The following is a 22,747-nucleotide window of genomic DNA, read 5'->3' as shown; positions in this document are numbered from 1 at the left end:
GGCAAAGGCCGCGCGCAGCCGCGCCAGCAGGTCGCCGCTGCGGCGCCCTGGGAACTGCGCGGCGGCGGCCAGCGGCGGCGGGCCGGTAAACACTTCGAACATTTCGTCCAGCTCGGCGGTACTGGGCCTGCCGGCACCCCGGGCCGGCATCAAGGGCAGCTCGATGCCGCGCTGGAGCTGGCGTTCGATCGCGCGCGACAGCTGCAAGTGCAGCGCCGCCTCGTCGACCGGCTTGGCCAGGAACGCGTCCATGCCGCAGGCCAGGTAGCGCGCCCGGTCTTCCTCGCTGGCGTTGGCGGTGAGCGCGACGATCATCACCTCCGGGTCGAGCACCGGAGTGCCTTGTGGTCCGCCGGCGCGGATCAGGCGGGTGGCGGTGGCGCCGTCCATCTCGGGCATGCGTCCGTCCATCAGCACCAGGTCGTAGCGGGTGCGCGCGCAGGCCTCGACCGCGAGCTGGCCGTTTTCGGCGATGTCCACGTCGTGCCCCAGATCGGTCAGCATCATGCGGATGATGATCTGGTTGGTCGGGAAGTCCTCGGCGCACAGCACCTTCAGGCGATGGGTGTGCGGCTCGCGCGGCACGGGCGGCGCCAGCGGCGGCTGCACGCCGTCCGCCAGCGGCAGCACGACGCTGAAGGTGCTGCCCACGCCTTCGATGCTCTGGACCCCGATCGTGCCGCCCATCAGCTCGACCAGCTGGCGGCAGATCGCAAGGCCAAGGCCGGTGCCGCCGTAGCGGCGGGTGGTGGTGGCGTCGGCCTGCTCGAACTTCTGGAACAGGCGCGGCAGCGCCTCGGACGCGATGCCAACACCGGTGTCGCGCACCGTGAAGCGGATCATGTTGGTCCGCGCGCCATCCGCGCCCGCGAGCTGGTCGTCAGGGCGGCGCTCCACGTGCAGCGACACGCTGCCATGCTTGGTGAACTTGAACGCGTTGCCGACCAGGTTGACCAGCACCTGGCGCAGGCGCGTCGGGTCGCCCACCACGAAGCGCGGCAGGTTGTCGTCCATGTCCACCGCAAAGTCGACGCTGTGCGCCGCGGCCTGCTCCTCGAACAGGCTGACCACGTTCTCGATCGTGGCGTCGAGCGCGAAGTCGATGTTCTCGATGGTCAGCTTGCCGGCTTCGATCTTGGAGAAATCGAGCAGGTCGTTGATGATCGCGAGCAGCGACTGGGCGTTGGCCTGGCCGCGCAAGATCTGCTCGCGCGTGCTGTCCCCGAGCCGGCGGTCGCGCAGCGCGAACCCGAGCATGCCGATCACGCCGGCCAGCGGGGTGCGCATCTCGTGGCTCATGTTGGCCAGGAATTCGGACTTCTGGCGCGCCGCGTCCTCGGCGCGGTCCTTGGCCAGCTGCAGGCGCTCCTCGTTCTCCTGCAGCGCGCGGTTGGCCTGGGCCAGCTCGTCGGTGTTCTCGCGCACCTGGCGCTGCTGTTCGCGCAGCTCCTGGGTCTGGCGCTCGAGCAGCCAGTTCTGCAGCTTGATCTCCTCGATCCGCGCGCTCACCTCGCGCTCCAGGCGCTCCTTCTGCCGGCGCAGGCCCGACACGCGCGCCTTGACCGCGCCCCATGAGCCCCCCGCCACGACCAGCACGACGAGCGAACGGAACCACCAGGTCTTCCAGTACGGCGGCTCGATCGTGATCGCCAGCGCCACCGGTTCATCGCTCCAGATATTGTCCTTGTTCGCGGCGCGCACCTTGAACACGTAATCGCCCGGATCGAGGTTGGTGTAGGTGGCAAAGCGCTTGCTGGCGTCGGTGCTGACCCAGTCGCGGTCGAAGCCTTCGAGCTTGTATTCGAAGCGGTTGTACTGCGGCGCGGCGAAGTGCAGCGCCGAGTATTCGAGGGAAAACACCGAGTCGCTGCTTGAGAGCGTGATCCGCCTGGCGTGCTCGATCGGCACCGCGTTCCCGTGCGCGTCCTTGAGCGCAACCGGCTGGTTAAAGACCTGAAAGCCGGTGATCACCGCGCGCGGGGCGACCAGGTTGTCGCGCACCGCGCGCGGGTTGAAGGCGGTCACGCCGTTAAAGCCGCCGAAGTACAGCGTTCCGTCGGGCGCGCGCAGGGCCGAAGCGTCGAAATACGCGCCCTCGGTGGTGCCGTCGGAGGCGTTAAAGCTGCGCCAGCTCCCGGCGGCCGGATCGAAGCAGGACAGGCCGGTGGTGGTGCTGATCCAGATCCTGCCGTCCAGGTCCTGCAGCATCGCCGCCACCGCGTCGTCGACCAGGCCGTCCTTGGATGTGTAGCGCACGAAGCTGACGGCGCCGTCGCGCCCCAGCACCATCCGGTTCAGCCCGACCGCGGTGCCGACCCACAGCGCGCCATGGCGGTCTTCCAGCAGGTAGTGGACTTCGTCATGCGACAGGCTGGACGGGTCGGCAGCGTCGTGGCGGAAGTGGCGGAAGCGCCCGGTCGTGCGGTCGAGCAGGTCGAGCCCGTTGAAGGTGCCGATCCACAGCCGGCCATGGCGGTCCTCGAGGATCGGCCGCACCACGTTGTCCGACAGGCTCGAGGCTTTGGACGGGTCGTGGCGCCAGGTCCGGATCTGGCGCGTGATCGGGTCGAGCCGGTGCAGGCCGCCGCGGGTTGCGATCCAGATCGCGCCGTCGCGGGTGGCCAGCATGCCGCGCACGAAGTTGCCGTCGGCGTCGCCCGGCACCAGCTGCTGGCGCGAAAAGCGTCCACTCTTGACATCAAAGCGGGTGATCCCGGTACGGCTGCCGATCCACAGCACGCCGGCGCGGTCGCGCACAATGGCGTTGGCCGGCAGGTCGATCAGGCTGTTCGGGTTGTTCGGATCGTGGCGGTAGACGCGGGTGACGCCGGTGTCCGGGTCGAAGTGATTCAGGCCGCTGTTGGAGCCGAACCAGAGCTTGCCCGCGCCGTCGTCGGCGATCGCGCGCACCTTGTTGTCGGCCAGCGTGTCGGGCGCGTCGGCCTTGCGCACAATGCGCGAAAAGCCGCCGCTGCCCAGGTCCACGCGCGACACGCCCGCATACCAGGTGCCGACCCAGAAGGTGCCGACGCGGTCGCGGTACAGCGCCGACACCTGGTTGTCGCCAATGCTGCGGCGGTCGGAGGACATGTGGCGGAAGTTCTCGAAGCGCCCTGCGCGCGAGTGCCAGCGATACAGGCCCTCGTCGCGGGTGCCGGCCCAGACCTGGCGATCGGCGTCCTCGTACAGTGTGGTGACCTCGGCCGGCTGGAACGCTTCCTCCAGGCCAAAGCGGCGGCGCGCATTGCCGCCCTTGCCGTCCGGCTGCCAGCGCTCAAGGCCCGCCATGCTGCCGATCCACAGCGCCCCGGCCCCATCGATCAGCAGCGCCTGCACCGCCGCGTGGCGCGCGCCGCCGCCCAGCGGGTAGTGCACGAAGCGCTTGCGGTCGGCGCCCAGGCTGTCCAGGCCCGAGGACGTGCCGATCCACAGCCGGCCAGTGGCATCGAGCGCGAGCGCATTGACCTGGTCGTCCACCAGGCTGGAGCCGTCGAGCTCGTCGTGATGCCACATCGTGAAGCGTCCGCTGGCGATGTCGAAGTGCTGCAGTCCGTCGGCGGTGGCCAGCCACAGGCCATCTTTGCCGTCCTCGACGATCGCGTGCACGTGGCGGTTGCCGTTGCCACGCCGGGTCGATTCGATGGCCGGGTAGTGCACAAAAGTCTGGGTCGCCACGTCGTAGCGATCCAGTCCGCCATCGGTGCCGATCCACAGCCGGCCCTTGCGGTCGACCAGCAGCACCCGCACCCAGTTGTTACCGAGCGTGCGCGGGTCCCCGACGATGTTGCGGAAGTTGGTGAAGCGGTAGCCGTCAAAGCGCGACAGGCCGGTCTGGCTGCCGAACCACATGAACCCGTCGGTGTCCTGCGCGATCGACAGCACCGATTCCTGCGCCAGTCCGTCCTCCACGGACAGGTGGTCAAAGCGCAGCGACAGCGGCGGCGCGCCGTGCGCGCTCGCGCAGGCCAGCGCCAGCAGCAGGGCAACCATGGCGTACAGGGCGCGCATCATGATCCGAAAAACGCCAGCACGTCGGCGCGCCGCGCGTACGCGTCGCGCTGTCCCATCGCGATCAGCTCGCAGGTGTAGCTGCGCTCGAACAGCAGGTAGGATGCGAGCGCGGCGCCGCGCGTCTCGGTGGCGCCGATCGCCGACAGCAGCACGCGCACCGGCCCCGGCAGGCTGCTGGTGTGGCGCGCGGCGATGTCGTCCAGGCGCTCGGAAGGCGCGATCACCAGCAGGTCGACCGGCTTTAACGGCATCAGGGCGCGCTGCTCCTCCGGCAGCAGCGACAGGGTCATGTTGATCCGGTTCAGGCGCTCGATGTCGACCGCCAGGCTGTCCAGGAAGATCGAGGACAGCGCATGGCCCGCGATCTGGGCCAGGCTCGGGTAACGCACATTGGCGGCGTGGTCGCGCGCGGCCTCGCTCATGCGCCCGGCGCCGATCACCAGCACGCGGCTGGCGCCCAGGTGGATCGCGGGCGAGATCGGCGCCAGCTGGCGGATCGCGCCGTCGCCGCAGTATTCGAGCCGGCCGGACAGGTACAGCGGCACGGCCGGGAAGATGAACGGGATCGCGCTGGAGGCCAGCAGGTGCTCGACGCCGATCTGGTCGGGAATCGCCACGCGCTGGTGGCGTTCCCACGGCTGAACCGCCTGCGCGCTTTGGTAAAAGGTGATGTGGCGCCCGCCGGTGTAGGACGAGGCGGTGACGGCCAGCGCGTGCAAGAGGCCCGCGTCCAGCGCCGCGTCCAGGCGCGGCAGGTCGAGCATGTGGTGCAGCAGGCCCGCCAGCGGGGTATTGTCGAGCAGCGAATTGGGCGGCGCCGCGCGCCACTTGTGCAGCATCCAGCCGAACGACAGGAGCGAGAGCCAGCGTGCGCCGGAACGCAGCACGCCGAGCGAGTCGGCGCGGTAGACCTGCTCGGCCGCGACGCCCTGCCAGACCTCCATCAGCTTGTCGATGCCTTCGCCGAAGTCGTCGGCCCGGCATGCCAGCGCGGTCGCGTTGAGCGCGCCGGCCGAGGTGCCGCAGATGATGTCAAACGGAATTTTGGTTGAGGGCCAACCGGCCTCGCAAAGGATGCGGGCGATCGCTGCCAGCACCCCTGCCTGATAGGCGGCACGCGCACCGCCTCCCGTCAGGATCAGCCCCGTCTTCCGTTCAATAACCATCCCGCAAGCGTAGCAAAATCTGCCGATCTTGCGGGAAATTATTGCTCTCAGTCGCCCTTGGCGATGCCTTCGCGCCGCGGATCGGCGCCGCCAAACCACAGTTGCACGCCGTCGATCCCTAGCCGCTCGATGCCGTGCAGGCCGGAGTTCTGTTCGGTCAGGCGCACCTTGTGGCCGCGCGCCTTCAGGTCCTCGATTTCGCTGGCCGGGAAGCGCCCTGCTTCGAGCTCGGTCGGACCGTTGCGGCTGCCGAAATTGGGCAGCGAAATCGCGCGCTGCACGTCCAGCCGCCAGTCGAGGGTGCCGACCAGGACCTTGGCCACGTAGTTGATGATCGCCGGTCCGCCGGGCGAGCCGACGGTCAGCACCAGCTGCCCGGTCTTTTTGTCGAACACCACGGTCGGGCTCATCGCGCTGCGCGGGCGCTTGCCGGCCTCGACCCGGTTGGCGATGGGCCCGTTGGCGTCACGCGAATCGAAAGAAAAGTCGGTCAGCTGGTTGTTCAGGATGAAGCCGTCGACCATCTGGCGCGAGCCGAACGCGTCTTCGACGGTGGTGGTCATCGCCAGCCCCTCGCCGTAGGCGTCGACGACCGAGATGTGCGAGGTCGAATGGGCCTCGATCGAGTTGTCCATGCCCCAGGCGACATCCAGGCCCGGCGGGTTGCCCGGCGGCGCCACGCCCATCGCGCGCGGGCCGATCAGGCTGGCGCGCTGGGCCAGGTAGGACTTGTCGAGCAGGGCCGGCACGCCGCGTCCGGGCAGCGGCACGAAATCGGTGTCGGCCGCGTAGCGGTCGCGGTCGGCGTAGGCCAGGCGCCCGGCCTCGGAAAACAGGTGCACCGCCTCGGCGCCCGGGATGCCGTTGGCAGGCGCGAGCGCCGCGATGTTCTTCGTTTCGAGGATGCCGAGCATCTGCGCCACCGCGATGCCGCCCGAGGATGGCGGCGGCATGCCGCACACGGTCCAGACGCGGTAGTCGGTGCACACGGGCGTGCGCTCCTTCGGCCGGTAGTTGGCGATGTCGCTCGCCGTGAGCAGGCCCGGATTGGTCGGATGCGAGCGGACCTTGGCTTCGATGTCGCGCGCGATGCGGCCCTTGTAGAAGACGTCCGCGCCGCCATCGGCGATCTCGCGCAGGGTACGAGCCAGCTCCGGGTTCTTCAGGATGTGGCCGACCGGCCAGGGCTTGCCGGCCGGGTCGTAGAAGTAGCGGCTTGCTGCCGGATCCTTCCGGATATACGGGTCCCAGGCCAGCAGGCCGTTCAGGCGCTGGCTGACCGCGAAGCCGTCTTCGGCCAAGCGGATCGCCGGCTCGAACAGCGTCTTCCACGGCAGCCGCCCGTGCTGCTTGTGCGCCAGCTCCAGCATGCGCAGCACGCCCGGCGCTCCGGTCGAGCGGCCGCCGACGATGCCTTCGGTGCGCGACATCGGCGTGCCGTCCGGGTGCTGGAACAGGTGCTCGTCGGCCTTGGCCGGGGCGGTCTCGCGGCCGTCGAACGCCTGCACCTTCTTGCCGTCGTAATGGACCAGGAAGGCGCCGCCGCCGATGCCGGAAGACTGCGGCTCGACCAGGGTCAGCACCATCTGGGTGGCGATCGCGGCGTCGATCGCGCTGCCGCCCTTCTTGAGCATCTGGTAGCCCGCGTCGACCGCCAGCGGATTGGCGGCCGCCACCATGTACTTGCGCGCAGGCCAGCCGGGCTTGTCGACATAGCCGGTGGCAACTTCTGGGGCGCGCTGCGCGGTGTCCTGGCCCCACGCGGGCGCGACGAACGACGGTATGGCAAGCGCTGCGGCAAGGGACGTCGCCAGCGCGAGCAGCTTCAACTTGATCATGGATTCTCCGGAAACAAAAAGGCGCACGGCCGAGGCCGTGCGCCCGATACCATCCGGCATCCTACATCAAATTGTCAAAATGTACGGCAGCGTTTATTTCGGCTGCATGCGGATCGCGCCGTCCAGGCGGATGGTTTCGCCGTTCATCATGACGTTTTCGATGATCGCGCGCACCAGTTGCGCGTACTCGCCCGGCATGCCCAAGCGCGGCGGGAACGGCACCATCTTGCCCAGCGAATCGCGCACCTCCTGCGGCATACCCATCAGCATCGGGGTTTCGAAAATGCCGGGGGCGATGGTCATCACGCGAATGCCGTTGCGCGACAGGTCGCGCGCCATCGGCAGCGTCATGCCGGCCACGGCCGCCTTGGACGCGCCATAGGCCGCCTGGCCGATCTGGCCGTCGAAGGCCGCGACCGAGGCGGTGTTGATCAAAACGCCGCGTTCGCCGGTGACGGTGGCTTCCGTTTTGGACATCGCGTCGGCAGCCAGGCGGCACATGTTGAAAGTGCCGACCAGGTTGATGTTGACCGTGCGCTGGAACACGTCCAGCGGATGCGGGCCGTCCTTGCCGACCGTCTTGACCGCCGGCGCGACACCGGCGCAGTTGATCAGGCCGCGCAGCGTGCCCAGGGCCAGCGCCGCCTCGACCACCGCCTTGCCATCGGCCTCGCTGGTGACGTCGCACTTGACGAAGCGCCCGTTCAATTTGCGCGCCAGCGCCTCGCCCGCTTCGACCTGCACGTCGGCCAGCACGACCTTGGCGCCGCCCTCGGTGAGCATGCGCGCGGTGGCGGCGCCCAGGCCCGATGCCCCGCCGGTCACGATGAATACGTTGTTGCGAATGTCCATGGTTCTCCTCTCTCAGGTTCTTTTAACGTTTACGTAAACGTCAACCGCGCCGATTGTAGCGAACTTTTGGCCAGAAACACCACGGTTACGTTAAGAGGTGTTCAAAAGCATTGCATCGTGTTGCCGACGCGGTTGCACAGCTTGCCCTGGCTGTTGACAGCGGCACCGCCCACGCCTGCGTTGTAGGTGCCGCCATTGGCATCGGTACAGAAATTGCCGTTGCAGCTGTTGAGGGGAACCGGCGCTGGCGTGACCGGCGCCGGACTGGTGGGCGGGGCGCCAGGGAAGCCTGACGGCGCGGGACCGTAGGTCAGTGCCGGCGGCGGTTCGGCAGAAACGCGCGGCTCGGGGCCGACAATCTGCTGCACCGAACGACGGCGCGGCGGACTTTTTCGTTGCTGCGGCGGCTTGGCGGCCTGCTCCACAGTCGTCGCGCTGTCCGCTGGCGCCACCGGGGTCGGCTTGGCCGTCCCCTGTTCGTCCTGTGCCAGGGCAGCCGCCAGTCCCGCCAGGACCAGGAGAACGGCTGCAAGCGGTTTTGCAGGATTCATCGCCCACCTCGATTCCAAAATCCATTCCCTGCCCGCGAGAAGGATTGGGCGCAGGGAAAAAATCCGACTTTTTGTTGCCGGGGGGCTTCGCCTGACGCCGGGTTCATGGTACAAAGCAAATTGATGAAGTACGGCGGGCTCGCCAGCATTCCTGCGCGCCCGGTTTCGCGATGCAGTTCGTGTTACCTGCAAGGCTACGACATCATGCTCAATTATCCGATTACCGTCACCTCCGACCCTAATGGTACGCTACAGGTCGGTTTTCCCGACGTTCCCTTGGCTGCGGTCAGTAGCCAGGACCGCGAGGACGTTCTGTCGCGCGCCAAAGGCGCACTGGAACACGCCCTGGAATTGTGCATCGGCGATGGGCGCCCGGTCCCGCTCCCATCGCGCACCAACAACGACCAGCCGGGCGTGCTGCTCGGCGCTCTCCCTACCGCCAAGATCCTGCTGTGGAATGCGATGCTGGCCAGCGATATCGGAATTGCCGAGCTGGCAAGGCGGCTCGGGCGGCCGATCGATGACGTCGAGCGCCTGTTCGAGCTGGAACGGCCAACCGACATTTCACTGATCGAAAAGGCGGCCAACGCGCTGGGGAAACGGGTCGAGATCCAAATCGCGTAAGATGCATCAAATCCGTGGCGGAGCCGGCATCGTGAACTGCGCGATGTCGGTCAGCCCCAGCTCGCCTTCAATCTCGCCAATGGTCTTGACCGCGTCTTCAAAGCCGTCGTGCCCGAACACCTGCTTTTCGATCGCTTCGAACCGTTCTCCCATTTCCTTGTAGGCGGTGCCGGAAAGCGAGTCCTTCCATGCGACGAAAACAATCGTGTCCTCGCGCGCGGTGTGATTCTCGTACATCAGGTTGAATTGCTGTAGAGCCGTCGCCAGCGGACGGGCCTGCGCCGCGGGAATCCGTTCCTGGCGTGCGAGCTGCATCACGTAAGTGGTCAATTCGCGGCCGCGGTTGTGCTGCATCTCCAGCACGTCCGGATAGCGCGCTGCCGGTCCGGAAAGCTTGCGCACGGCGGGGAAAATGTATTTTTCCTCGAGGCGGCGCTCGTGGTAGTCCTCGCCAAATTGGCGAAACAGCCGCGCAGTCCGGAGCAAAGGCGCGGGCGGCACCGATGCCGCGTCGCGCATAAGGCGATCGGCTACCGCACCATACACAAGCAGGGCGCGCCGCAGCACGCCGTGTTCGCGCATCAGGTCTTCGTTCGCGGTGACTGTCTTTTCCCGCTCCGCCGCGCCGGCGAAACCGCTGGACGAGCCAGCCAATAGTCCGCTGGCAGCGATCGAGGTTTGCAGGAGACGGCGTCGGGTGGTCATTTTCCAGGTGCACCAGTTGTCATTCGGGCGGGCGCCCTTCGTGCATCGCGCCTTTTAACTGGCTGCGCAATTCGGGCGTATCCTGGTGCCCGTGCACGGCCACGGCGTGCTGCGCAGCGGCCTCGAGCAGTTCCTCCTCGCTGTCAGCGGAAATCGTGATGCTGCATTTCTTTTCGCTCGGAACTTCGCGGCAATCGATATATTTGCGTGCCATGACGCCCTCCCTGGATGGCCACACCGCATGCGCAGTATATGCTCCGGTCCTGCGACTTCAAGCGGGCGCACGCAGGCGCTTGACCTTCTTGCGAAACCTCCCGGTCAGCAGCGAACCTGGGCATGTTGGGAGCGTCCTAGTCTCCGGATCCAGATTGGGAAGGAAAAATCATGAGCCTGGCAATTCCAGTCAATGAGAGCGATCACATTCAGGGACACGTTGATGCCCCGGCCACGCTGGTCGAGTATGGAGATTACCAATGCCCGTACTGCAAAGCAGCGTATTTTGTGATCAAGGAGGTACAGACGGTGCTGGGTGACAAGATGCGACTCGTGTTCCGCAACATGCCGCTGATCCAGGTCCATCCCCTGGCGGAACTTGCGGCCGAGGCTGCGGAGGCGGCCGGCGCGCAGGGCCAGTTCTGGCCGGTGCATGACGCAATCTACGAGAACCAGGACACGCTCGGCGCCGACATGCTCGCGGCGCTGGCCGACCCGTTCGTGCTCGACATGACGCGCTTCGTCGAGGATATGCGCAGCCACCGGTTTCTGGCGAAAATCAGGGAAGACCTGCGCGGGGCGGTGCTCAGCGGCGCGGCGGGCACGCCGACGTTCTTCATCAATGGCGAACACTATGAAGGGCGCTACGATGCGCCGTCGCTGGCGCAAGCGCTCTCTGCGGCAGCGGCAACGGGCAGGCCGTAGGGGGCGCGGGGCCGCCGAGGACCAGTGCGCACGCGGTACGGTTGAATATCGTTGACTCGGGTACGCACACGTACCGCGCGCGCACAGGTGCGCACCCTACGTCGTTGAGGCGACGCGCTGTCGCCTCTCCCGGTTACCCCCCTACCTCCGAGGTCAGTGCGCCGGCGCCGCCGCCTCCACCACAGCCGCAGGTGCGGGCTTGGCCTGGCTGACCACCGGTGCCGGCGCCTTGGCGATCTCGGGCACGGTCACCGCGATCCACCCGGTGGCGGGCAGCAGCGGCACCAGCAACAAGGCCACGATGTTGATGATCTTGATCAGCGGGTTCACCGCCGGGCCGGCCGTATCCTTGTACGGGTCACCCACGGTGTCGCCGGTCACCGCCGCCTTGTGCGACTCGGAACCCTTGCCACCGAAGTTGCCGTCCTCGATGTATTTCTTGGCGTTGTCCCAGGCGCCGCCACCGGTCGTCATCGAGATCGCCACGAAGAGGCCCGTGATGATGGTCCCCATCAGCATGCCACCCAGCGCGGCCGGTCCGAGCAGCATGCCGACCAGGATCGGCACCACCACCGGCAGCAGCGACGGCACCACCATTTCGCGGATGGCGGAGGCGGTCAGCATGTCGACCGCCTTGTCATATTCCGGCTTGCCGGTGCCGGCCATGATCCCAACGATGTCGCGGAACTGGCGCCGCACCTCGACCACCACCGCGCCGGCCGCGCGTCCCACCGCCTCCATCGCCAGCGCACCGAACAGGTAGGGCACCAGCCCGCCGATGAACAGGCCCACGATCACCATCGGGTTGGACAGCTCGAACGACATGGTCTTGCCGACCGACTCGAGCGCGTGGGTGTAGTCAGCGAACAGCACCAAGGCCGCTAGCCCTGCCGAGCCAATGGCATAACCCTTGGTCACGGCCTTGGTGGTGTTGCCGACCGCATCGAGCGGATCGGTAATGGCGCGCACCGATTCGGGCATGCCGCTCATCTCGGCAATGCCGCCGGCGTTGTCGGTGATCGGTCCGTAGGCGTCGAGCGCGACGATAATGCCGGCCATCGACAGCATCGAGGTGGCCGCCACCGCGATCCCGTACAGCCCGTACATCTGGTAGGCCACCAGGATCGCGGCGCATACGACCAGCACCGGGTACGCGGTAGCCTTCATCGACACACCCAGGCCGGCGATAATGTTGGTGCCGTGGCCGGTGGTCGAGGCCTGTGCGATATGGCGCACCGGCTTGAACTCGGTGCCGGTGTAGTACTCGGTGATGTACACCATGAGCCCGGTAAGCACGATGCCGACGATGGAACAGCCGAGCATGCGGTAGCGCATCTCCGGCTCGGTCCAGAGCATCCAGGTGACGATCACGAAGCCGATCAGCGACAGGCCGGCGGCCCACCACAGCCCGGTGTACAGGGCCGACATGATTTTCTTGCCGGGTTTGGCCTTGACCATTGAGCAGCCGACGATCGAGCCAATGATCGATACGCCACCCAGCATCAGCGGATACAGCACCGCCTCGAGCCCGGCCCCGGCCACCATCAGAGCGCCGAGCAGCATGGTCGCGATCAGGGTGACGACATAGGTTTCGAACAGGTCGGCGGCCATGCCGGCGCAGTCGCCGACGTTGTCGCCCACGTTGTCAGCAATCACTGCCGGGTTGCGCGGATCGTCCTCGGGGATGCCGGCCTCGACCTTGCCCACCAGGTCGGCGCCGACGTCGGCGCCCTTGGTGAAGATGCCGCCGCCCAGGCGCGCGAAGATCGAGATCAGGGACGCGCCGAAGGCCAGGCCCACCAGCGGCTTGATCGCGTCATGCAAATTGATGCTGGCGCCGCCTTTGGTGAGCATCCAGAAGAAGCCGGTCACGCCCAACAGGCCCAGCCCGACCACCAGCATGCCGGTGATGGCGCCGCCCTTGAAGGCCACCGCCAGCGCCTCGTTCATGCCCTTGGAGGCGGCCTGTGCGGTGCGCACGTTGGCGCGCACCGACACGTTCATTCCGATGAAACCGCAGGCGCCTGAAAGCACCGCGCCGATCAGAAAGCCGAGCGCCGTAGGCCATCCGAGCAGCAGGTAGATGGCGATCAGCAGCACAACGCCAACCATGCCGATAGTCGTGTACTGGCGCGCCAGATAAGCCGCGGCGCCTTCCTGGATCGCCAGCGAAATCTCACGCATGCGCTCGTTGCCCTGGTCCTGGCGCAGGATCCAACTGCGCGACCAGAGCCCGTAGATCACCGCGATGATGCCGCAGGCCATCGCAAAACCCAACAGATTTGCAGCCATTTCGTCCCCTTAGTTCTAGATCAAGTAACACAAACACACACTTCGAAAGACCGCTGCCCTTATGGGCAGTCAGCCAACCTTACTGCGTACTGCAAAACATTGATTCAAAACGAGCTGCGGCGGACGGCGGGCGTCATCCCGGCCGACAAAAAAGCGGACCCTCGGGTCCGCTTGTCGTCGCTTATTCGGAAAGCGCAGCGAATGCCGCGTCGCGGACCTGTTCTACCGGTCCCACGCCGGAAATCTTGCGATACTTCGGCGCGCCTGGCAGGCCCGACTGGGCCCACTTGTTGTAGTAGCCGAGCAGTACTTCGGTCTGGTTGTGATACACCGCCAGGCGCTTGGCCACCGTCTCGGCCTTGTCGTCATCGCGCTGGATCAGCGGCTCGCCGGTGACATCGTCCACGTCCGCCACTTGCGGCGGATTGAACTTGACGTGGTAGACGCGGCCCGATGCCTGGTGCGTGCGGCGGCCGCACATGCGCTCGACGATCAGCTCGTCCGGTACGTCGATTTCCAGCACGTAGTCGACCTGGATGCCATTGTCCTTCATCGCGTCCGCCTGGGCGATGGTGCGCGGGAAACCGTCGAACAGGTAGCCGTTGGCGCAATCCGGTTCCTGCAGGCGCTCCTTCACCAGGCCGATGATGATGTCGTCGGACACCAGTTGCCCCGCATCCATCACCTTTTTCGCAGCCAGGCCCAGCTCGGTGCCGGCCTTGATCGCAGCACGCAGCATGTCGCCGGTCGAAATCTGCGGGATATTGTATTTTTCCTTGATGAAGTTAGCCTGGGTACCCTTGCCGGCCCCGGGCGCTCCTAACAGAATGAGACGCATGAAGTGTTTCCTAAAACGGATTTTTGTTGAAGACGAATATTGTGTTGGCAGACAACCGTAATTGATGCATATCTGACTATCCTGGTACGAAACTTACCACAAAAGTTAACTGAAACGCCAATTTCGGAATGATTGCCATTTGATCAATTGAGCTAGCGCAGAAACGGGAGGCAGATATTTCCGCCCGGATCAAGATGCGAAGTGGAGTCTTACCCTTGCTAAATCTTCCGGGGTGTCCACGCCCGCCTGCGGGGCGCTGCCGGTCACGTGTACCGCGATCGGGTAGCCGTGCCACAACACGCGCAACTGTTCGAGCGCTTCGACCGACTCGAGGGGCGACGGCTCCAGGCTCGGATAACGCTGCAGGAAAGCATTGCTGTATGCGTAAAGACCGATGTGGCGCAGCGGCGTGTAGCCGGGCGGCAGCACATCGCGCGCGGCGGCAAACCCGTCGCGGTGCCAGGGAATCGTGGCGCGCGAGAAGTACAGCGCCCTGCCCGCCTTGTCGAGCACGACCTTGACGACGTTCGGGTTGAAGGCGTCGGCCGCGGAATCGATCGGATGGGCGCAGGTGGCCATCGGCACGCCTGGCGCAATGCGCGCGGCGCAGGCGGCAAGCAGGGCCGGGTCGATCAGCGGTTCATCGCCTTGCAGGTTGACCACTACCTCGTTGTCCGCCAGCCCGATCTTCTGAGCGACCTCGGCAATGCGGTCGGTGCCGGACGGGTGGTCGGCGCGCGTCATGCATGCCTCTACGCCATGCGCGGCGCAGGCGGCGGCGATGTCGGCATGGTCGGTGGCGACGATGATGCGCGCAGCGCCGGATTCAAGCCCGCGTTCGGCCACGCGCACCACCATCGGTTTGCCGCCCAGGTCGGCCAGCGGCTTGTTCGGCAATCGGGTCGAGGAAAGACGCGCCGGGATGATGACGGTAAAACTCATACGGACGGTTCGACCTTGCGCGCCTGGTCGGCCCACATGATCGGGATGCCGTCACGGATCGGGAATGCCAGGCGGTCCGGGCGGCAGATCAGTTCCTGCGCCTTTTTATCGTATTCGAGCGGTCCCTTGCACAGCGGGCAGACCAGGATATCAAGCAGTCGAGCGTCCACGACATTTCTCCACAATTTGTTCGGCCAGCGCGGCGTCGATCTGCGCCGTCACCGGGACGACCCACAGCCGCGGATCGTTCTTCAGGTTTTCTATCTGCCTACATTTTACTGCATCCTTCTCAGTGATCAGGATGGCGTCGGCATCGAGCCCGTCGAATGGCGCGTCGAGAAAGTCATGGTGATCAGGCAGTGGCAACGCGGAAAACTCCAGGCCGGCGGCGTCGAGCATGGCGAAAAAGCGCCCCGGATTGCCGATACCGGCGGCGGCCACGATGCGCCGGCCTTTCAGCTCGGCCAGCGTGACGCGCTCGCTTGGCGCCGCCAGGCGCTCGGCATAGCGGCCGGCCAAATGCATGCGAAACGGCGCACCTCCCACGTCCCGGGCCAGGCGCGAGGACAGCGCGGGCGCGTTCACCACGGTAAAGTCGCGCCGGCGCGATGGCAATTCGCGCAAGGGGCCAGCCGGCAGCAGCCAGCCGTTGCCCACGCCGCGGGCGTCGAACAGCACGATCTCGATGTCGCGCGCCAGTCCGTAGTGCTGCAGGCCATCGTCCGCGATCAGCACATCGACCCCGGGATGGGCCGCGAGCATGGCGCGCGCGGCAGCGGCGCGGGCGCGCCCGACCATGACCGGGCACTGCCCGCGGCGCGCGATCAGGAGCGGCTCGTCGCCCACCTCCTGCGCGCTGGATGTGGCGCCCACCTCGCGCACGCTGTCGGCGCTGCTGCCGTAGCCGCGCGAAATCACGCCGGGGGTAAAGCCGCGTGCGCGCAAAGCTTCGACCAGCCAGATCGTCAGCGGCGTCTTGCCGGTACCGCCAATAAAGATGTTTCCGACGACAATCACCGGCACCGGCAGCCGCTCGGCCTTGAAGAGGCCAGAGCGGTACAGGCGGGCGCGCAGGCTTGATAGTAGCCGGAACAGCAGCGAGACCGGCCACAGCGCGCAGGCCAGCGGGCCGCGGTGCATCCAGGCACGGGTCAGCGTCGATTCGAGGGATCGGGTTGCAGGCATTAGATGGGTTGGCGGATCTCCGAGCCGCAGTTTACTTCTTGCCGCCGGTCTGCGCGGCGAAAGTCAGCTTGTCCATGCCGGCCAGGCGCGCCGCTTCCAGCACGTTGATGACCATCTGGTGCATCGCGAACTGGTCGGCATTGACCACCACCACCGGGCTGGCGGCAGGCGTGGCGAGCGGCTGGCCGTCCGCGCCGGTGCGCGTGGCCGCCTTCAGGTCCTCGGCCAGCCCCTGCACGCTATGGAAGGACACCGGCACGCTGTTGACCGTGTAATTGCCCTTGGCATCGACCGTCACGTTGATCTCGAACGGCTTTTCAAGCGCCTTTTCGGCATCGGCGGTCGGCAGCGTGATCTGCAGTTCGGTGAACTTGCTGTAAGTGGTGGTGACCATCAGGAAGATCAGCACCACCAGCAGCACGTCGATGAACGGAATCAGGTTGATTTCCGGATCTTCGCGCTTGCGGCCGCGGCGAAAGTCGATCATTTGCGGGCACCGTGCACGACGTCGACGAACTTCACGGCCTGCAGTTCCATGTCGAGGATGAAGCTGTCGACCAGCGCGCGGAAGTGGCGGTAGAACACCAGGGCCGGCATCGCGATCGCCAGGCCAAAGCCGGTGTTATACAGCGCCACGGAAATGCCGTGCGCCAGCTGGGCGGGGTTGGTGCCGGTGGCGTTCTGGGCGCCGAAGATCTCGATCATGCCCACCACGGTGCCAAACAGCCCCATCAGCGGCGCGAGCGAGGCGACGGTGCCCAGCGTGGTCAGGAAACGTTCGAGCGCGTTGGCCACGCCCCTGCCCGCTTCCTCGATCGACTCTTTCATCACATCGCGCGGCGCGTTGACGTTGCGCAGCGCGGCGGCCAGCACCATGCCCAGCGGGGAATTCTGTTCCAGCTTGTCGACGATGTCGGGCGTGACCTTGCCATGCTGATAGACGCGGATGACTTCCTCGAGCAACTGGCGCGGCAGGATCTTTTCGCGGCGCAGGTAGATCAGGCGCTCGATGATCAGCGCCAGGGCAACGATCGACGCGATGAGCAACAGCCAGATGGGCCAGCCGGCCGCTTGTAGGATGGCGAGCAAAACGAACTCCTGATGGGTTACAAGTTAATCCGGCAATGTAGCGTGTTGGCAGCGCGGCGGCAAGTAGAGTTCTTCACAATTTCTGTGGATAAGATTGTGTCAAAATGCCTTGTCGGTCAGCAAGTATATTGATTCATAAAGGAAATTTTTTGATGCTTAAAAATAAGGCAATGGCGCGGATCGAAATATTTGTTTGTCGCGGCCAACATCCCGGCAGTCCGATGCCCCTGACTTCTCCCCACTTGCACACAAATTCTGTGGATAAATTTGTGAGAAAGGCACCAGACACGATTGCAAGTGTTTGATATTGTTCGAAAATTTTTCTCCGATGAAAAATATGGCACGATTTTGAGCTTCCTTGACCTCACTCCATACGTGCCGTTTCTCACATTTTTTGTGGACAATTTTGTGAGCAAGGGCCTTGATCAGAGGAAAAGTCCTTGATTTCAAAGGGGAAAAATTTCCTGCTCAAATTTTAATCAGACCGGGCTTTTCCACAGCTTTTATCCCCAGACACACCGTTCCCAGGCGGTTTTCTTGCCGATTCGCCAGCTTCTTGGATAAGTCGTCCTGCTTTTCACACAAATTGTGGAAAACAGTGTGAGCAAGCATCGAAACTGGGGCGCAAGTGCTTGATTTGTTTCGGAATTGATGTGCTCGCCCGATTTTTGAGCACCCGGCAAATCCCTCGACCATCACCCAGTCAACGAGCTGTTTCTCACATTTTTTGTGGACAAAATTGTGCGCAAGGGTCTTGTGACCGGACAAAGCCTTTGATTCCAAAGGGAAAAATTGATGCGCTGAAATTTTCAGCATGGTCAGGTTGTTCGAGGTCTCCGCCCCCTCCCGGCCCCGATCCCGGCGCTTGTCCCCTGTTCCGGCACGCCAGGACGACTGCTCCGCGCCACTTTTCACACATTTTGTGGAAAACGTTGTGAGCAAGGCAGGCAAGCGCAAACCAAGTACTTGATTCCATTAGGAAATACCATGACAGCCCGATTTTTAGGCAGCGCGCAGCGTATCGAACAATCACGAGTTTCACACAGCTTTTGTGGATAACATTGTGGCCAAGTGTGAAGACTCGCGCCGAAGCCCTTGATCCAAAAGGATTTTTTGCTTCTGCACGGAAATAGTGCAGCTCAACTTTTCCTTGAAAATCAGTTGTTTACGAAAAGCGCTTGTCGTTTTACGCCAGTTGTGCCATAAGCATGGCCGCACGCCTGCGCTCGCCCGCGCATGTGGACAGCTTACAACCGGACCCAGCCCTATGCAGACCCAAACCGATGCCGATCCCTCCTACACCGCGCCGCCGGTGCTCACCGTCACCGCCCTGAACCAGCAGGTGGCGCGGCTGCTCGAGCGCTCGTTCCCGCTGGTATGGATCGGCGGCGAGATATCCAACTTCACCCGCGCCGGGTCCGGGCACTGGTACTTTACGCTCAAGGACGAGGCGGCCCAGGTCCGCGCGGTAATGTTCCGCGGCCGCGCCCAGTTCGCCGGCTTCATCCCGCGTGAAGGCGACAAGGTCGAAGTGCGCGCGCTGGTCACCCTGTACGGTGCGCGCGGCGACTACCAGATCAACGTCGAGGCGATCCGGCGCGCCGGCGTCGGCCAGCTGTATGAAGCTTTCCTGCGCCTGAAGGACAAGCTGACAGCGCAAGGCCTGTTCGACCAGGAGCGCAAGCGCGCGCTGCCGCTGTTCGCGCGCAGCATCGGCATTGTCACCAGCCCTCAGGCCGCCGCGCTGCGCGACGTGCTCACCGCGCTGCGCCGCCGCGCGCCGCACGTGAACATCGTGCTCTACCCTGCTCCCGTGCAAGGCCAGTTCGCAGCCGACAAGATCGCCGAGGCGATTATGTTGGCCTCAACCCGGGCCGAGGTCGACCTGCTGCTGGTGTGCCGCGGCGGCGGCTCGATCGAAGACCTGTGGTGTTTCAACGAGGAATGCGTGGCGCGCGCGATCGTCGCCTGCCGCATACCCGTGATTTCCGGAGTCGGCCACGAGACCGACTTCACGATCGCCGACTTTGCCGCCGACATGCGCGCCGCCACGCCGACCGCGGCGGCGGAGCTGGCCGCCACCGCGCGCGCCGACTGGCTGGCCTCGCTCGAGACGGACGCGTGGGACCTCAAGCGGGCGATGGAGCGCATCCTGTCCGACGCCAACCAGAACCTGGACAATTACAGCCGGCGGCTGCTCAGCCCGTCGGCCCAGATCGCGCACCAGCGCCTGAAACTCGGATCGATGGCGGCGGCGCTGACCCATGCGGTGCGCGCGCCGCTCGCACGCCAGGGCATCGTGCTTGCGCAGTTGCAGCAGCGCTGGATGCGCCACCGGCCCGACGTGCGTGCGCTGCGCGAAAAGATCGCATCCGAGCAGCGCCATCTGAACGCGAGCCTGTGCAACCAGATCAAGCAGCGGCGCGACGCCTTGCAGGCACTGGCGGCGCAGCTGGAACTGCTGAACCCGCAGCGCACGCTCGAGCGCGGCTACGCGATCGTGCGCGACGCCAAAGGCCGCGTGCTGCGCGCGCCCGGCCAGATCAAGGTGAACCAGCAGCTGCACGTGCGCTTGGCAGAGGGCAGCGCCGAGGTCAACGTGGCGGGTGTGCAAAGTCTGCTGGAGTGAGGTCTAACGGCTCCGGGCACGGTGCCGCCGGTCGAACGCGAAGCCAAATATGCAACGTTGCGCCAACCGGTTTAGAATAGGCGCCGTTTCGGAAGAAGCAACTCGTTTCCAACCAATCAAGGACAAAACATGGAACATATTCTGCCACCGCTGCCGTACGCCAAAAATGCTCTCCAGCCGTACATGTCGGAAGAGACCCTGGAATACCACTACGGCAAGCATCACCAAGCCTATGTGACCAACCTGAACAACCTGATCAAGGGTACCGAGTTCGAAAATCTTCCGCTGGAAGAAATCATCAAGAAGTCGTCGGGCGGCGTCTTCAACAACTCCGCCCAGGTGTGGAACCACACCTTCTTCTGGAACTGCATGAAGCCGAACGGCGGCGGCGCACCGACTGGCAAGGTTGCTGACGCAATCAACGCCAAGTGGGGCTCGTTCGACAAGTTCAAGGAAGAGTTCTCGAAGTCGGCCGCTGGCAACTTCGGTTCCGGCTGGACCTGGCTGGTAAAGAAGGCCGACGGCAGTGTCGACATCGTCAACACCTCCAATGCCGCCACCCCGCTGACCACCAGCGACAAGCCGCTGATGACCTGCGACGTGTGGGAACATGCCTACTACATCGACTACCGCAATGCCCGTCCCAAGTTCCTGGAGAACTGGTGGAACCTGGTTAACTGGGACTTTGTGAACCAGAACATTGCCTAAGCATGGCAATGTCCCGCCTTAATTAAGTTCGGAACAGCTTAATAAAGGTCGGAACACCACGTCTGATCTCGCGGCCCGCTTCTTGCGGGCCGTTGTTTTTCATGGACAAACATATCGGCATTCAAGGCCAGCTCAGCGCTGCCTACCTTCGTACTTGGCTTGCGACCGCCCCCTGGCCCTTGCTTAAGTTAGCTGTAGTACTCAAGCACAGCTCGCTTTCTACTAACTACGCTTGCAAACTGCGTTAGTTGGGCTATACCTCACTTGTACGAGTAATCGTACATGTCTCACCGTTCATGTTGCAAGGCTGACACTCGAAAACTGACGACTACGACCAACCGACGACAACGACAACTACCGCAAACCGGCCCTTACGAGAAACCGACGACTACGACAACACGACGACACGGCAACTACGAAAATTCAAAAAGTATCAATGAACGGAGTAACAAATGAGAATCATCAACTTTTCCGATGCTCGCAACAGTCTTCGGGCTGTTATCGACCAGGTTGTTGAAGATGCAGATGTAACCGTGATCGCGCGTCGGGATGCGCCAGATGCGGTTGTCATGTCCTTCGATTACTACAGCAGCCTCATGGAGACTGTGCACTTGTTGGGTTCGCCTGCAAATGCAGCCCACCTTGCCAAATCGCTCGCCCAGGCGCAATCCGGTCAAGCGCAGCATCGGGAATTAATCAACATTTCCGACGCTGAGGAACCGCAACATGCGAAACCTGAAGTTCACGGATGAAGCTTGGAACAGCTACATCTACTGGCAATCACAAGACAAGAAAACTCTCAAACGCATCAACGATCTGATCAAGGATGCCCAAAAAGATCCCTTTGCAGGGAAAGGCAAGCCTGAGCCGTTGAAACATAGCCTTAGCGGCTGTTGGTCACGGCGTATTGATGAGAATAACAGCCTCGTCTACACGATTTTTGATGACGAACTTTTGATCATTTCGTGTCGCTATCATTACTGATGGTCCGGGGAGCAAATCGCTCCCCTTTTTTCTTGCAGGCCTGTTCACGCTCCCAAAACGGTTCTATGAACAACTTCCGTAGGCATAGTAGCCAGCGGACGTTCTCCTCACATCGGTATAGGCCAGGGTCGAATAATAGCCGAGGTACTGATTCGAATTGACGGCGTAGACCTGCCCATCGCCGCCGATATAGGCCCGCCCATAATAGACGTGCCAGTAATTGCTGTCGTACCAATGGCTGCATGTGTATGGCGCCGCTGCGTCGCCGCTGACGATCCGGTCGATCATCGTCTTGATGGCCACCATCTGCCCGCCACTTTTGGCAGGAAAATTAAAGTCATCGTAGCCCCACCAGTCCCAGCACCCGCCCGCATTTGCAGCGGTCGGCGCCGCTTGCGGGTACAGGACGATGATATTGTTCGTATCGGCCCATCGGTTGTATCCCGCATCCTCGTAAAACGCGGTTCCCACCGTGGAAGCATTCTGCAGGCATCCATGGAAGGCAACGTGCAGCTTGCACGCCTGCCCCGCCGCGCAGCTTGACGGAACATAGGCATAACCGGTGCTGGACATGCCATGTGTGTTGGGATTGAAATTGCCCCAGAAGACAGCCTGGTCGAAATTGATAAAACTTCCGCTCAAAGGCCCCACGTTCTTCGCGTTCAGCGAACCATAGATCCATTTAAGGATTTCGCCTGCGGTATCGAAGTTGCAGTTATTGACGTAAGGTGTGCCGTTGATGCTGCAGCCGTTTCCAAAAAAGTCGGTGGGTATCGAATGCTCGGCCGCGAGATTGTTTTTATAGCTGACGTTGGCGGCGGCGATGTAATTCACGTACATCGCTTTCAAATCGTCCATCACCGGTTGCCTGACGGTGGAATCGAGCGTTCCCGACAGCAAATACACTTTTGACGCAGCGAGATTGCTGGTCGGGTCGATGTAGCCATTGCCAGACCAGGTATTGATCACGGAAACCAGGTATGGGAGATTGCGCGAGGCGGTATTTGCCATGCAGGGTCCCGCGGCGATGGCGACATTGCCTTGCGAGCAGTAAACAGGACCGCCGGCCACGACGCCTGCGCCTTTCCTGATCGTCTTTGAATACGCAAAGTGCATTTGCGCCGCCATGTGGGCACCGGAAGAAAATCCGGATACAGAAACACTGTTGACGCTGACGTTGTATTTCGGAAGGACCACCCCTGCCGCAAGGGCGCTTGCATAAGCCAAGCTGATGAGAACGGCCGCGACAAATTTGCTTGCTTTGCTTTGCACTGTCATGCTGCCCCCGCTCGTGATTGTTATGACGAACTTCGCGATGCCGCAAGACGACATCTTAGGCACTCTTGCCAGCCGAACAAAGTCAGAATAGTTGGTTCGAAATAATAGTCAAGCAGAAACCTGTTCGCGCGAAGGCA

The 22,747-nt window shown here is 63.7% G+C and carries 22 protein-coding genes; 6 read left to right on the top strand and 16 right to left on the bottom strand.

The window, feature by feature from the left end; translation table 11 throughout:
* The 5 genes from E4O92_RS24500 to E4O92_RS24480 form a co-directional block, all read right to left on the bottom strand.
* The coding region (locus tag E4O92_RS24500; RefSeq protein ID WP_229483733.1) for a hybrid sensor histidine kinase/response regulator at positions 1 to 4,011 on the bottom strand (4,011 nt) is incomplete at its 3' end.
* Positions 4,008 to 5,177 carry a patatin-like phospholipase family protein gene (locus E4O92_RS24495; RefSeq protein ID WP_135192254.1) on the bottom strand — a complete coding sequence of 390 codons (1,170 nt, stop codon included), beginning with the start codon at positions 5,175 to 5,177 and terminating at the stop codon, positions 4,008 to 4,010. The genes E4O92_RS24500 and E4O92_RS24495, both read right to left, overlap by 4 nt.
* Before the next feature lie 47 nt (positions 5,178 to 5,224).
* Complete coding sequence (ggt, locus tag E4O92_RS24490) at positions 5,225 to 7,015, bottom strand: gamma-glutamyltransferase (RefSeq protein WP_135192253.1); 1,791 nt, start codon at positions 7,013 to 7,015, stop codon at positions 5,225 to 5,227.
* A gap of 93 nt (positions 7,016 to 7,108) precedes the next feature.
* Positions 7,109 to 7,867, bottom strand: coding sequence for a 3-hydroxyacyl-CoA dehydrogenase (locus tag E4O92_RS24485; RefSeq protein WP_135192252.1), 759 nt, complete (start codon positions 7,865 to 7,867; stop codon positions 7,109 to 7,111).
* A 101-nt stretch (positions 7,868 to 7,968) separates the two neighbouring features.
* Complete coding sequence (locus E4O92_RS24480; RefSeq protein WP_135192251.1) at positions 7,969 to 8,418, bottom strand: hypothetical protein; 450 nt, start codon at positions 8,416 to 8,418, stop codon at positions 7,969 to 7,971.
* Positions 8,419 to 8,622: 204 nt separating this feature from the next.
* Between E4O92_RS24480 and E4O92_RS24475 the strand changes: the two genes are divergently transcribed.
* Positions 8,623 to 9,042: a type II toxin-antitoxin system HicB family antitoxin gene (locus E4O92_RS24475; RefSeq protein WP_135192250.1), complete on the top strand. Its 420-nt coding sequence runs from the start codon at positions 8,623 to 8,625 to the stop codon at positions 9,040 to 9,042.
* A gap of 6 nt (positions 9,043 to 9,048) precedes the next feature.
* Here E4O92_RS24475 and E4O92_RS24470 read toward each other — a convergent pair whose 3' ends face one another.
* Entirely contained in the window at positions 9,049 to 9,747 is a 699-nt protein-coding gene (locus E4O92_RS24470; RefSeq protein ID WP_135192249.1) for a hemerythrin domain-containing protein, read from the bottom strand.
* Positions 9,748 to 9,766: 19 nt separating this feature from the next.
* Positions 9,767 to 9,961 carry a DUF1059 domain-containing protein gene (locus E4O92_RS24465; RefSeq protein ID WP_135192248.1) on the bottom strand — a complete coding sequence of 65 codons (195 nt, stop codon included), beginning with the start codon at positions 9,959 to 9,961 and terminating at the stop codon, positions 9,767 to 9,769.
* Positions 9,962 to 10,131: 170 nt separating this feature from the next.
* Here E4O92_RS24465 and E4O92_RS24460 point away from each other — a divergent pair, with 170 nt between their 5' ends.
* Positions 10,132 to 10,665 carry a DsbA family protein gene (locus E4O92_RS24460; RefSeq protein ID WP_135192247.1) on the top strand — a complete coding sequence of 178 codons (534 nt, stop codon included), beginning with the start codon at positions 10,132 to 10,134 and terminating at the stop codon, positions 10,663 to 10,665.
* 153 nt (positions 10,666 to 10,818) lie between these two features.
* On the opposite strand, the gene E4O92_RS24455 is transcribed toward E4O92_RS24460, so the two are convergent.
* The 8 genes from E4O92_RS24455 to E4O92_RS24420 all read right to left on the bottom strand — a co-directional run bounded on the left by E4O92_RS24455 (position 10,819) and on the right by E4O92_RS24420 (position 17,827).
* A complete protein-coding gene (locus E4O92_RS24455; RefSeq protein WP_135192246.1) occupies positions 10,819 to 12,957 on the bottom strand; it encodes a sodium-translocating pyrophosphatase in 2,139 nt (712 codons plus the stop codon).
* 181 nt (positions 12,958 to 13,138) lie between these two features.
* Positions 13,139 to 13,795: an adenylate kinase gene (gene adk / locus E4O92_RS24450; protein ID WP_135192245.1), complete on the bottom strand. Its 657-nt coding sequence runs from the start codon at positions 13,793 to 13,795 to the stop codon at positions 13,139 to 13,141.
* 189 nt (positions 13,796 to 13,984) lie between these two features.
* Positions 13,985 to 14,737 (bottom strand): 3-deoxy-manno-octulosonate cytidylyltransferase, encoded by a 753-nt coding sequence (kdsB, locus tag E4O92_RS24445; RefSeq protein ID WP_135192244.1) that lies wholly within the window; start codon positions 14,735 to 14,737, stop codon positions 13,985 to 13,987.
* Positions 14,734 to 14,907 (bottom strand): Trm112 family protein, encoded by a 174-nt coding sequence (locus tag E4O92_RS24440; RefSeq protein WP_135192243.1) that lies wholly within the window; start codon positions 14,905 to 14,907, stop codon positions 14,734 to 14,736. Before E4O92_RS24440 ends, kdsB begins: the two co-directional genes overlap by 4 nt.
* On the bottom strand, positions 14,888 to 15,922 hold the full coding sequence (gene lpxK, locus E4O92_RS24435; protein WP_135192242.1) for a tetraacyldisaccharide 4'-kinase: 1,035 nt from the start codon (positions 15,920 to 15,922) through the stop codon (positions 14,888 to 14,890). Before lpxK ends, E4O92_RS24440 begins: the two co-directional genes overlap by 20 nt.
* Positions 15,923 to 15,953: 31 nt before the next feature.
* Positions 15,954 to 16,406, bottom strand: coding sequence for an ExbD/TolR family protein (locus E4O92_RS24430; protein ID WP_167759878.1), 453 nt, complete (start codon positions 16,404 to 16,406; stop codon positions 15,954 to 15,956).
* Positions 16,406 to 17,011 (bottom strand): MotA/TolQ/ExbB proton channel family protein, encoded by a 606-nt coding sequence (locus tag E4O92_RS24425; protein ID WP_135192240.1) that lies wholly within the window; start codon positions 17,009 to 17,011, stop codon positions 16,406 to 16,408. The genes E4O92_RS24430 and E4O92_RS24425 overlap by 1 nt, the downstream gene beginning before the upstream one ends.
* Before the next feature lie 468 nt (positions 17,012 to 17,479).
* Positions 17,480 to 17,827 (bottom strand): hypothetical protein, encoded by a 348-nt coding sequence (locus E4O92_RS24420; RefSeq protein ID WP_167759877.1) that lies wholly within the window; start codon positions 17,825 to 17,827, stop codon positions 17,480 to 17,482.
* Between the two features lie 451 nt (positions 17,828 to 18,278).
* Between E4O92_RS24420 and xseA the strand changes: the two genes are divergently transcribed.
* The 4 genes from xseA to E4O92_RS24400 all read left to right on the top strand — a co-directional run bounded on the left by xseA (position 18,279) and on the right by E4O92_RS24400 (position 21,332).
* Positions 18,279 to 19,640 carry an exodeoxyribonuclease VII large subunit gene (gene xseA, locus E4O92_RS24415; protein WP_135192238.1) on the top strand — a complete coding sequence of 454 codons (1,362 nt, stop codon included), beginning with the start codon at positions 18,279 to 18,281 and terminating at the stop codon, positions 19,638 to 19,640.
* Positions 19,641 to 19,769: 129 nt separating this feature from the next.
* On the top strand, positions 19,770 to 20,348 hold the full coding sequence (locus E4O92_RS24410) for a superoxide dismutase (RefSeq protein ID WP_135192237.1): 579 nt from the start codon (positions 19,770 to 19,772) through the stop codon (positions 20,346 to 20,348).
* A 452-nt stretch (positions 20,349 to 20,800) separates the two neighbouring features.
* On the top strand, positions 20,801 to 21,100 hold the full coding sequence (locus tag E4O92_RS24405) for a type II toxin-antitoxin system Phd/YefM family antitoxin (protein WP_135192236.1): 300 nt from the start codon (positions 20,801 to 20,803) through the stop codon (positions 21,098 to 21,100).
* Positions 21,075 to 21,332: a Txe/YoeB family addiction module toxin gene (locus E4O92_RS24400; protein WP_135192235.1), complete on the top strand. Its 258-nt coding sequence runs from the start codon at positions 21,075 to 21,077 to the stop codon at positions 21,330 to 21,332. The genes E4O92_RS24405 and E4O92_RS24400 overlap by 26 nt, the downstream gene beginning before the upstream one ends.
* Positions 21,333 to 21,395: 63 nt before the next feature.
* Here the strand turns inward: E4O92_RS24400 and E4O92_RS24395 are convergent, their stop codons facing one another.
* Entirely contained in the window at positions 21,396 to 22,610 is a 1,215-nt protein-coding gene (locus E4O92_RS24395) for an extracellular catalytic domain type 2 short-chain-length polyhydroxyalkanoate depolymerase (protein WP_135192234.1), read from the bottom strand.
* Between the last annotated feature and the right edge of the window lie 137 nt (positions 22,611 to 22,747).

The organism is Massilia horti (assembly GCF_004614195.1).
GTDB classification, from domain to species: Bacteria; Pseudomonadota; Gammaproteobacteria; order Burkholderiales; family Burkholderiaceae_D; genus Telluria; species Telluria horti.
This window is presented reverse-complemented; position numbering and strand designations above follow the sequence as displayed.

Excerpts from the sequence above, each read along its gene's own strand:
- kdsB (WP_135192244.1), bottom strand. The coding sequence starts at position 14,737 with ATGAGTTTTACCGTCATCATCCCGGCGCGTCTTTCCTCGACCCGATTG.
- E4O92_RS24470 (WP_135192249.1), bottom strand. The coding sequence starts at position 9,747 with ATGACCACCCGACGCCGTCTCCTGCAAACCTCGATCGCTGCCAGCGGA.
- E4O92_RS24455 (WP_135192246.1), bottom strand. The coding sequence starts at position 12,957 with ATGGCTGCAAATCTGTTGGGTTTTGCGATGGCCTGCGGCATCATCGCG.
- lpxK (WP_135192242.1), bottom strand. The coding sequence starts at position 15,922 with ATGCCTGCAACCCGATCCCTCGAATCGACGCTGACCCGTGCCTGGATG.
- E4O92_RS24395 (WP_135192234.1), bottom strand. The coding sequence starts at position 22,610 with ATGACAGTGCAAAGCAAAGCAAGCAAATTTGTCGCGGCCGTTCTCATC.
- E4O92_RS24465 (WP_135192248.1), bottom strand. The coding sequence starts at position 9,961 with ATGGCACGCAAATATATCGATTGCCGCGAAGTTCCGAGCGAAAAGAAA.
- E4O92_RS24480 (WP_135192251.1), bottom strand. The coding sequence starts at position 8,418 with ATGAATCCTGCAAAACCGCTTGCAGCCGTTCTCCTGGTCCTGGCGGGA.
- E4O92_RS24475 (WP_135192250.1), top strand. The coding sequence starts at position 8,623 with ATGCTCAATTATCCGATTACCGTCACCTCCGACCCTAATGGTACGCTA.
- E4O92_RS24420 (WP_167759877.1), bottom strand. The coding sequence starts at position 17,827 with ATGCTGAAAATTTCAGCGCATCAATTTTTCCCTTTGGAATCAAAGGCT.
- E4O92_RS24410 (WP_135192237.1), top strand. The coding sequence starts at position 19,770 with ATGGAACATATTCTGCCACCGCTGCCGTACGCCAAAAATGCTCTCCAG.
- xseA (WP_135192238.1), top strand. The coding sequence starts at position 18,279 with ATGCAGACCCAAACCGATGCCGATCCCTCCTACACCGCGCCGCCGGTG.
- E4O92_RS24460 (WP_135192247.1), top strand. The coding sequence starts at position 10,132 with ATGAGCCTGGCAATTCCAGTCAATGAGAGCGATCACATTCAGGGACAC.
- E4O92_RS24485 (WP_135192252.1), bottom strand. The coding sequence starts at position 7,867 with ATGGACATTCGCAACAACGTATTCATCGTGACCGGCGGGGCATCGGGC.
- adk (WP_135192245.1), bottom strand. The coding sequence starts at position 13,795 with ATGCGTCTCATTCTGTTAGGAGCGCCCGGGGCCGGCAAGGGTACCCAG.
- E4O92_RS24495 (WP_135192254.1), bottom strand. The coding sequence starts at position 5,177 with ATGGTTATTGAACGGAAGACGGGGCTGATCCTGACGGGAGGCGGTGCG.
- E4O92_RS24405 (WP_135192236.1), top strand. The coding sequence starts at position 20,801 with ATGAGAATCATCAACTTTTCCGATGCTCGCAACAGTCTTCGGGCTGTT.
- ggt (WP_135192253.1), bottom strand. The coding sequence starts at position 7,015 with ATGATCAAGTTGAAGCTGCTCGCGCTGGCGACGTCCCTTGCCGCAGCG.
- E4O92_RS24400 (WP_135192235.1), top strand. The coding sequence starts at position 21,075 with ATGCGAAACCTGAAGTTCACGGATGAAGCTTGGAACAGCTACATCTAC.